6 protein-coding genes are annotated in these 8,411 nt (G+C 34.3%); 1 reads left to right on the forward strand and 5 read right to left on the reverse strand.

The window, feature by feature from the left end; all coding sequences use genetic code 11:
- Positions 1 to 49: 49 nt before the first annotated feature.
- The 5 genes from ACYIAL_RS10530 to ACYIAL_RS10550 form a co-directional block, all read right to left on the reverse strand.
- Positions 50 to 3,151, reverse strand: a complete 3,102-nt coding sequence (locus ACYIAL_RS10530; protein ID WP_483751644.1) for a type I restriction endonuclease subunit R — start codon at positions 3,149 to 3,151, stop codon at positions 50 to 52.
- Positions 3,152 to 3,163: 12 nt separating this feature from the next.
- Positions 3,164 to 4,279 carry an anticodon nuclease gene (locus ACYIAL_RS10535; protein ID WP_483751645.1) on the reverse strand — a complete coding sequence of 372 codons (1,116 nt, stop codon included), beginning with the start codon at positions 4,277 to 4,279 and terminating at the stop codon, positions 3,164 to 3,166.
- A 20-nt stretch (positions 4,280 to 4,299) separates the two neighbouring features.
- Positions 4,300 to 5,511, reverse strand: a complete 1,212-nt coding sequence (locus ACYIAL_RS10540) for a restriction endonuclease subunit S (RefSeq protein WP_483751646.1) — start codon at positions 5,509 to 5,511, stop codon at positions 4,300 to 4,302.
- Positions 5,508 to 7,049 carry a type I restriction-modification system subunit M gene (locus tag ACYIAL_RS10545; RefSeq protein WP_483751650.1) on the reverse strand — a complete coding sequence of 514 codons (1,542 nt, stop codon included), beginning with the start codon at positions 7,047 to 7,049 and terminating at the stop codon, positions 5,508 to 5,510. Before ACYIAL_RS10545 ends, ACYIAL_RS10540 begins: the two co-directional genes overlap by 4 nt.
- 325 nt (positions 7,050 to 7,374) lie before the next feature.
- Complete coding sequence (locus ACYIAL_RS10550; protein WP_483751647.1) at positions 7,375 to 7,563, reverse strand: transposase; 189 nt, start codon at positions 7,561 to 7,563, stop codon at positions 7,375 to 7,377.
- A gap of 586 nt (positions 7,564 to 8,149) precedes the next feature.
- Here ACYIAL_RS10550 and ACYIAL_RS10555 point away from each other — a divergent pair.
- The coding region (locus tag ACYIAL_RS10555) for a hypothetical protein (RefSeq protein ID WP_483751648.1) at positions 8,150 to 8,411 on the forward strand (262 nt) is incomplete at its 3' end.

The following is an 8,411-nucleotide window of genomic DNA, read 5'->3' on the forward strand; positions in this document are numbered from 1 at the left end:
ATCGATCATTCATCTTCCTTTAATTATTAGCGAATTTAACTGTTAACAATTAAATTCTACCACCAACGCCCTTAAATTTTTCAACCAATGCGGCGATTTTTTCAAAGACACGGCTCTTTTTAATTAAATATTGAGGATTAAGTGGACTCATTTTAGGTAGAATCTCGTTCAGCTCTGTGCCATTTTCAGTTGCATACTCTCGCTTTAACGACGAGGCAATATAGCGTTTTGTGGCTGCTTCGTTCAAATTTTCTTCTTCGATTAAGGTATTTAGTTCTACCTGTAACTCTTGCTGTGCATATAAGAAAAATGCATCAATAATCGAGGCCTTATCTGGAATAGCGTCAAGATCAGTTTGTTTTATAAATTCAACAACTAGCTCTTCTTTAGCGCGATTTTCTAAACTTGACCGAATTAATCGCTGAGCATCTTCAACAATGTCTTGTTTGGTTTTTTCTTGCTTGTTTTGTTCATAAATTAACTCAAGAATATAATCCAAATTGATCTCTTGTGATTTTAATAGATCAATTTCGAAAACCACATCATCCCAGTCAAATCTTTGCTGATCTTGTTGATTGGCTTCTTTTTCTCGGCGTAGCCAATCACGAATATCATTATAAGTTGAACGATAATTTTGAATGGCGCGATCAGTTGGTAGTTTAAAAGCTTGCATTTTTTGCAGATCTTCATCAGTCACATAATGCTTGTTTTTAAACGTTAAAACCGCTTGCTCATCAGTCATATCTAATTGTTGGAAATCTTTTAATGCAACAAATTCATCATAATTTTGTAATATATTGTCAGCACGCAAGTACTCGCCAAATAATTTAACAAATGCTTTTTTATCTTTGTCGGTAATAATTTCGTCAGGACGTGGGAATTGGTCTTGCAATTCAGCAACAATAGCTAAATAGCCATGGTGCAATTCGCCTGAGTTTTTATCAGTAAACCCTTCCATGTATTCCTTAAAGCTTTTTTCTAACACCACTTCACGAGTATTGCTTTTACCAAATGTTTTTATCGCATCAATGGTAGCTTGTTCTAAATCACGGAATGCCACAATATTGCCAAAGGTTTTAGTGGCATTATAGATACGATTGGTACGTGAAAAGGCTTGAATTAACCCATGATATCGTAGGTTTTTATCGACAAATAACGTATTGAGCGTTGGCGCATCAAAGCCAGTTAAGAACATGCCAACGACAATTAATAGATCGACTTCTTGATTTTTTACTTTTAAAGACAGATCACGATAATAGTTTTGAAATTGATCGCAACTAACATCAAAGTTGGTTTTAAACATCTGATTATAATCTGCTATCGCAGCAGCTAAAAACTCTTTAGCACTTTGATTTAAGGCATCGGTTTCAAAACTTTCATCGGCAAAATTACCCTGTGCATCTTGTTCTTCATTGGCAGAATAAGAAAATATGGTGGCTATTTTTAATGGCTGATTGGCATTTTTTTGTAATTTTTTGAATGATTCATAATAGAGTTTAGCCGCATCGACACTACTTACTGCAAACATGGCATTAAACCCTTTACCTTTGCCCATTAAGCGGTGGGTTTTTTGTTTAAAATTATTCAAAATATATTGTGTGATTTGCTCAATACGGTTTGGGTGGAGCAGTGCTTTTTTATTTTCAGCAGCGCTAAGTTTTTCGAGATCTTGTTCTTGCTCTATCGATTTAAAATTAGGGCGCACATCATTATAGTCAACTTTAAATTTTAGTACCTTTTCGTCACGAATTGCATCGGTTAATACATAAGCGTGCAGTTCACGACCAAAAACATCTGCTGTGGTTTGTGTTCCGATTGCGTTAGTATACATAATCGGCGTGCCAGTAAAACCAAATTGGTAATACTTTTTAAATTTACGCTTTAAGTTTTTTTGCGCTTCGCCAAACTGGGAGCGGTGCGCTTCGTCAAAAATAAATACCACATGTTTATCATAGATAGCTAAACTATCGTCGCTTTTCATTAAATTATTAAGCTTTTGAATCGTTGTGACAATAATTTTATTATCGGTTTTCTCAATATTGCGCTTAAGCCCAGCGGTACTATTTGAGCCATTGACACTATCTTTTGAAAATTTTTGATACTCTTTCATGGTTTGATAATCTAGATCTTTACGATCCACCACAAAAAAGACTTTATCAATAAATTCTAATTCGGTTGCAAGGCGCGCCGTTTTAAAACTGGTTAATGTTTTGCCTGATCCTGTTGTGTGCCAAATAAAACCGCCACTTTGTAAGCTACTCCACTTTTTGGCATGATAAGCGCTAATGATTTGCCACAATATACGCTCGGTGGCGGCAATTTGGTAAGGGCGCATAATTAACAATGTGTCATTCACATCAAGCACCGAATAAGTCAGTAACACATTTAACAGCGTGCGGCTGGCAAAAAAGGTGGCAGTAAAGTCTTTTAGATCTTTTATCGGTTCATTTTTAACATTGGCCCAATTCATTGTAAAATCAAAGCTGTTTTTATCGCGCTTAGTGGTGTTAGCAAAATAGCGCGTGTCAGTGCCATTTGAGATAACAAACAGTTGTAAATATTTAAACAGTGAATTGTCTTGATTAAAACTCTCTTTACTGTAGCGATGCACTTGATTAAAGGCCTCACGAATGGCAATACCTCGCTTTTTTAATTCAACTTGAACAAGTGGCAAGCCATTCACTAAAATCGTCACATCATAACGATTTGCATAATTGCCAGTTTGCTGAAATTGACGGATAACTTGTAATTTATTATTGGCGACATCTTTTTTATCTAACAGCTTGATATTTTGGATATGACCATCATCAAAAACAAAATCATAAATATGATCGTGGTGGATTTTGCGACTTTTATCGATCATCGATTCATTGGGTTTATCTAAATACTCTAATACAAAACGTCGCCATTCATCATCGGTAAATTGCATTTTGTTTAGTGTTTGCAATTGCTCGCGAATATTGGCTAATAATTTTTCATGCGTATTTAAATTCGGTAAATATTCATAGCCTTGTCGAGTTAAATCATGAATAAATTCGTTTTCTAAATCCGTTTCAGTCTGATAAACAGCCGCTGTCTCTTCAAGCTTGTTGTAGTTATCTAAAATAATGTAGCTATTGGTTTCGGCAATTGGTTTTGTATAAGTCGTCATATTCTATTCCAACTATTTAAAATTATAATTTTTAAGTAAATGATTAAGTAAAAAGGCAACAATCTGCTTTTCAGGCTCGGAAGGTTCAGGGGGCATTTCATTGGATAATTTTGAATGACTTGTAAAATTGATAATCCGTGTTAAGTAAAGTTTTTTATCGCCAGGCAATAAGTCTGACCATTGCGGATAGCCTAAAAAACTGGCGGTTTTTTCATATAAGTTACGTAATAGGGTAAAATGATATTTTTCAATTTTATTTTCCTTAACCGCTTCTTGCAGCAACTGTTTTAAATAAAGATGATAGGAAAAACTACGGTTTGAATCGCCTTTTTTCTCTTCTAATGCAAATTTGCCGTCCTCAAATCGTCTTAAAATATAACTATCTTTTGAAGTTAATTCATTATAAAGCACATTATAAAACAGCGGGTTATGGGTCGTAATAATAAATTTAATGTCAGTTCTACTGGATTCGAATTCACTGGATTCGATTAATTGGGCAATATCTACCGCCAATTGAATAAGATGATTCTCGTCCAATGAACTGACGGGGTCATCAATAAAAATATAGCGTAAATGGTCAAATTCATTAGTCGAACGTTCGCTTTTGTCTGTAATATTGCGCTCTGCAATAACTAAGTTAATCAGTGTAAAAAAAATACTCCAAATTAAATTGTTTTCTTCGCCTTTAGAGATTTTAATATTATCAATACGCTGATCATTATCGCCTGCTAGCGAAAAAGTAATAGCAGAAAAATCCTCGTTGAAATGTGGCAGTAATCTTTGATAAGTATAGGATTGAAAGTAACGAACAATATTTTGGTCTTGTCCTTGGTCTTTTAAAATCCAGTCAGTAAATGAGTTAGGTTGAATGATTAATTGATGTTCACCCTCTTGGTGTTTATCATTATTCCAAGCAAATAAATCCTCAGTAAAAGCGTTATAGTACAGGATATTGTGCCTTGTTAAGGCTGCATTATTCTCTTTATCATCTTTACACTGCGATATAATTAAATTCTTAAAAGCTTGAGATAAACGTGTTTTACCAGTGCCGTTAAAGGCATAGATTAATTGGACTTTTCTATTGTTTTTATCCAGCTTTTCAGCAATATTCCTTAATGTGGCATTCATTTTTTTATAACTCTATCTTATTATTCTTGCACTTTCGGAAAGTTTAATAATAAATTCCGATAATATTCATATTGTTTTTGGCGTAAGGCAATCTCACGCGGTAAACCCTCGGTGATTGAGTTGGTAAGCGCATCGAATTTATCTAAGATTTCGACAATACGAGCTTGTTCCTTGAGTGGGGGAATGGGAAATTTAAATTTTTTAAAGCCATTCATATCTACGGAAGAAAAATTTGATACTGTAGTATTCTTTTTACACCAATTACATAAAATAAAACAATAATAAAAAACAAATTTGATATCAAAATGATCTTGATATTCTTCCTTTAAACTTATATTTGTAAATCTTTGATTTGATAAATAAGGAACGGTAACTAAAGCATGCTCACCTATAGTTGCTGATGTAGAAATAATAATTGAATTCTCAGAAAATAACTTTCCACCTTTTACAGCTATTTTATTGATTTTTTGTAATGCATCATTTAAAACTCGCCCATTTTCTCGAATATCTTCCATCCTAAACCAAGGAATATCACCATTTTCCCAAAATTTAGATTCTGATTTGCTTGGTGTGTATCCATTTTTTAAATAGAAAATCTCCCCTAAAGTCTTCCACTCAACCTCATCCTCTTTAAAGGTCAACAATTTATCACGATAATAGTTGTATTGTTTTTGCCGTGTAGTAAGCTCTGCTGTGAGGGCTGTAAATGTGTCTAAAATACGGACGATTTCGGTTTGAACGTGTAGAGGGGGGATGGGGATTGGAAACTCTTTAAAACCTTTCATATCTACCGATGCAAAACTTGATTTTGTAATGTTTTTCTTGCACCAATCACTTAATAAAAAGCAATAGTAAAAAAGAAACTTAATATCAAATGTTTCTTGGTATTGAACATTTAAACTTAAATTGGTAAATCTTTGGTTAGATAAATATGGAACAGTAATTAAAGCATGCTCACCTATTGTTGCAGATGTAGCTATTATAATTGAATTTGCAGGAAATAACTTTCCTCCTTTTATAGCACATTGGTTAATTTGTTGAAAAGCATGATTAAGTATTTTTCCATTTTCACGGATATCTTCCATCCTAAACCAAGGAATATTACCGTCTTCCCAATATTCTTCTTTCGCTTTACTTGGGGTATAGCCATTTTTTAAAGTAAAAATATCCGCAACAGTTTTCCATTCCACAGCGGAATTCCTAAGTAGCTTTTTCATAATGCTAGAGTTCATCCCTCAATCTCCGCCACAATTGCGTCAATTTGAGAGCGTAAGCTATCAATTGTAGCTACCGTATCTTTTATTTCGGCATTAAGCTGGGTGATATCAATCACTTCACGGGTATCTTTGGCTTCAACATACGAACTGACTGATAGATTATAGTCATTTTGCGCAATGGTTTGATTATCGACCGATTTAGCAAAATATTCGATATCTTGCTTGCTATCAAATACTTGCATAATTTCTTGAATATGATCATCCGTGAGGACATTATTATTGGTCTCTTTTTTAAACAGTTTGCTGGCATCAATAAATTGTGTCGTTTTGACGGTTTTATTTTTGGCAAGCACCAAAATATTAACCGCAATCGATGTTCCATAAAATAAGTTGGGTGCGAGCGAGATTACAGTTTCAACAAAATCATTATCGACCAAATATTTGCGAATTTTTTGTTCTGCACCACCACGATAAAATATCCCCGGGAAGGTAACAATCGCAGCTCGTCCACACTCGGACAGGTAACTTAGTGCGTGCATAATAAAGGCAAAATCAGCTTTCGATTTTGGTGCTAGTACGCCAGCGGGCGCATATCGGTCATCATTAATTAAGGTTGGATCGTCACTGCCAATCCATTTAATTGAATAGGGTGGATTAGAAACGATTGCATCAAATGGTTTTTCGTCGCCAAACTTTGGATTAAGTAACGTGTCGCCTAAAGCAATTTCGAATTTATCATAGTTGATATTGTGTAAAAACATATTCATTCGAGCAAGGTTATAGGTGGTATGATTAATCTCTTGACCGAAGAATCCATCCTCAATGATATGTTCATCAAACTGTTTTTTCGCTTGTAATAATAAAGAACCCGAACCTGCCGCTGGGTCATAGATTTTATTGACCTTTGTTTGCTTGTGTAAGGCTAATTGTGAGATCAATTTCGACACATTCGGTGGCGTAAAAAATTCACCACCAGATTTACCAGCATTCGAGGCATAATTAGAGATCAAAAACTCATAAGCATCGCCAAACAGATCGATTTGATTGTCGGCAAAATCACCAAAATCCAGTTCGGCCACACCATTAAGTACCGCCGCTAACCGTTTGTTTTTATCGGCAACGGTATTACCTAATCGGTTACTGGTAGTATCAAAATCGGCAAATAATCCTTTAATATCGCTTTCTGACGGGTAACCATTAGCTGAGCTTTCAATCGCATTAAAAATATTGGCCAAATCAGTATTTAAACTTGAATTGGTATTGGCTTGAGCTACAATTTTACAAAATAATTGGCTAGGATAAATAAAATAGCCTTTGGTTTTTATTGCGTCTTTTTTAACTTCATCGGTAATGACATCATCGGATAATGTGCTGTAATCGATACCTTCTTCACCACCTTCAATATAATTGGCAAAATTTTCACTAATAAATCGGTAAAATAATGAACCTAAAACATATTGCTTAAAATCCCAACCATCAACAGCACCGCGAACCTCGTCGGCAATTTTCCATATTTGGCGTTGTAGTTGATCGCGTTGTTGCGTTCCGGTCATTGATTGGGCGTTATTAGAAGTCATATTTTCAAAATTCCTAAATAAAAAATAGGTGTTGCTTAATGAGAAAGTAATCGATTTTTACTTCTTTATTAGTCATTTTATCGCTAACTGTTATAGGTGCTATATCATAGCTGATTTGTTGTTAATTTTCTATCTGCGGGCTTTTTTATTGCTTTATTTTGAATAAATCTAAGGTTAATAATTTCTTCCATTTTTCACATATCAAAAAACATCGATCTGGTCGCGCTCCTTGATTCTATTTGTCTTGATAATCCTAAATATTGACATAGTTTTGTTATGCTATAACGATGTCGATTTGCTTTTAGGATAGCGATTTTCGCCCTATTATCAGTGCTGCTTGCTTTAGAATATCGTTTTCCATACGGAGTTGTTTAAGCTCTTTGCGCAAAGCGATTAACTCTTGTTCTTGTGGACTACGATTATCTTTTGTTTTAAATAAGCCACTTTGGCTTGCTTGCGTTATCCAACGGTCCAATGCTGATGGTGTCAAATCCTATTGTGCAACGATTTCACTACGTGATTTACCATGTTGATAAAGACTGACCATTTGGTGTTTAAAATAATCAGTGAATGTTCGTCTTTTGTGTTTAATCTTATTCATATTTGTTCCTTTTTTAGTTGTGATAAGTTTACCTTACCCCTTAAAAAAGTTGTATGAATTAGTGTAGCCGATCCATTAATGAGTTTTTGCTTTATTTGAAATTTATCACTCTTCTTAAACAAATTAAAATAGATTAATTTTGTAAAAAATATTCAGGAGTCTATACCGTTTCAGAATAAAATTATTTTAAATTTAATAAGTTAAATTTTTTATCGATAAAGCCTAACGTTGCTTAAATCGCTTGTTTAATAAAGGGATTAAACCGCTATCAGTTACCGTTTTAACTAACTGAAATTATTCATATTAAATAAAGATATTGATTAAAAAAGTTAAATTTTGCGTTAAAATCGTTTATACTCTGTTTGCATTATCGCTTACATTGAAAATAGTCAGCATAAAAATAATGATATAGCGATAAACCAATCGCATAATAAAAAGTAGACGGTATTAATTTTAGAAATAACAGGGGGGAAACATGTCAAACGAACTTAATCGTCTTTTGGGTCAACTCGGTGGCGGGTTTAGCGATTTAATGGCGGGCTTAGATGGCGTTAGTCATAATCGCTATACCTTAACGGTTGACGGGCTGGAAGCGCCGATGTCGGTTTTGCATGTCGACGGTGATGAGTCGTTAAACCAGCCTTGGCGTTATGTTATCTCCTTTACTAGTACTGACAAAACCTTATCGCCTGATTCCTTTCTTAATCAAAAATCGACTTTCTCCTTTAATCCCGTTA

Source organism: Gilliamella sp. X-57 (genome assembly GCF_057063565.1).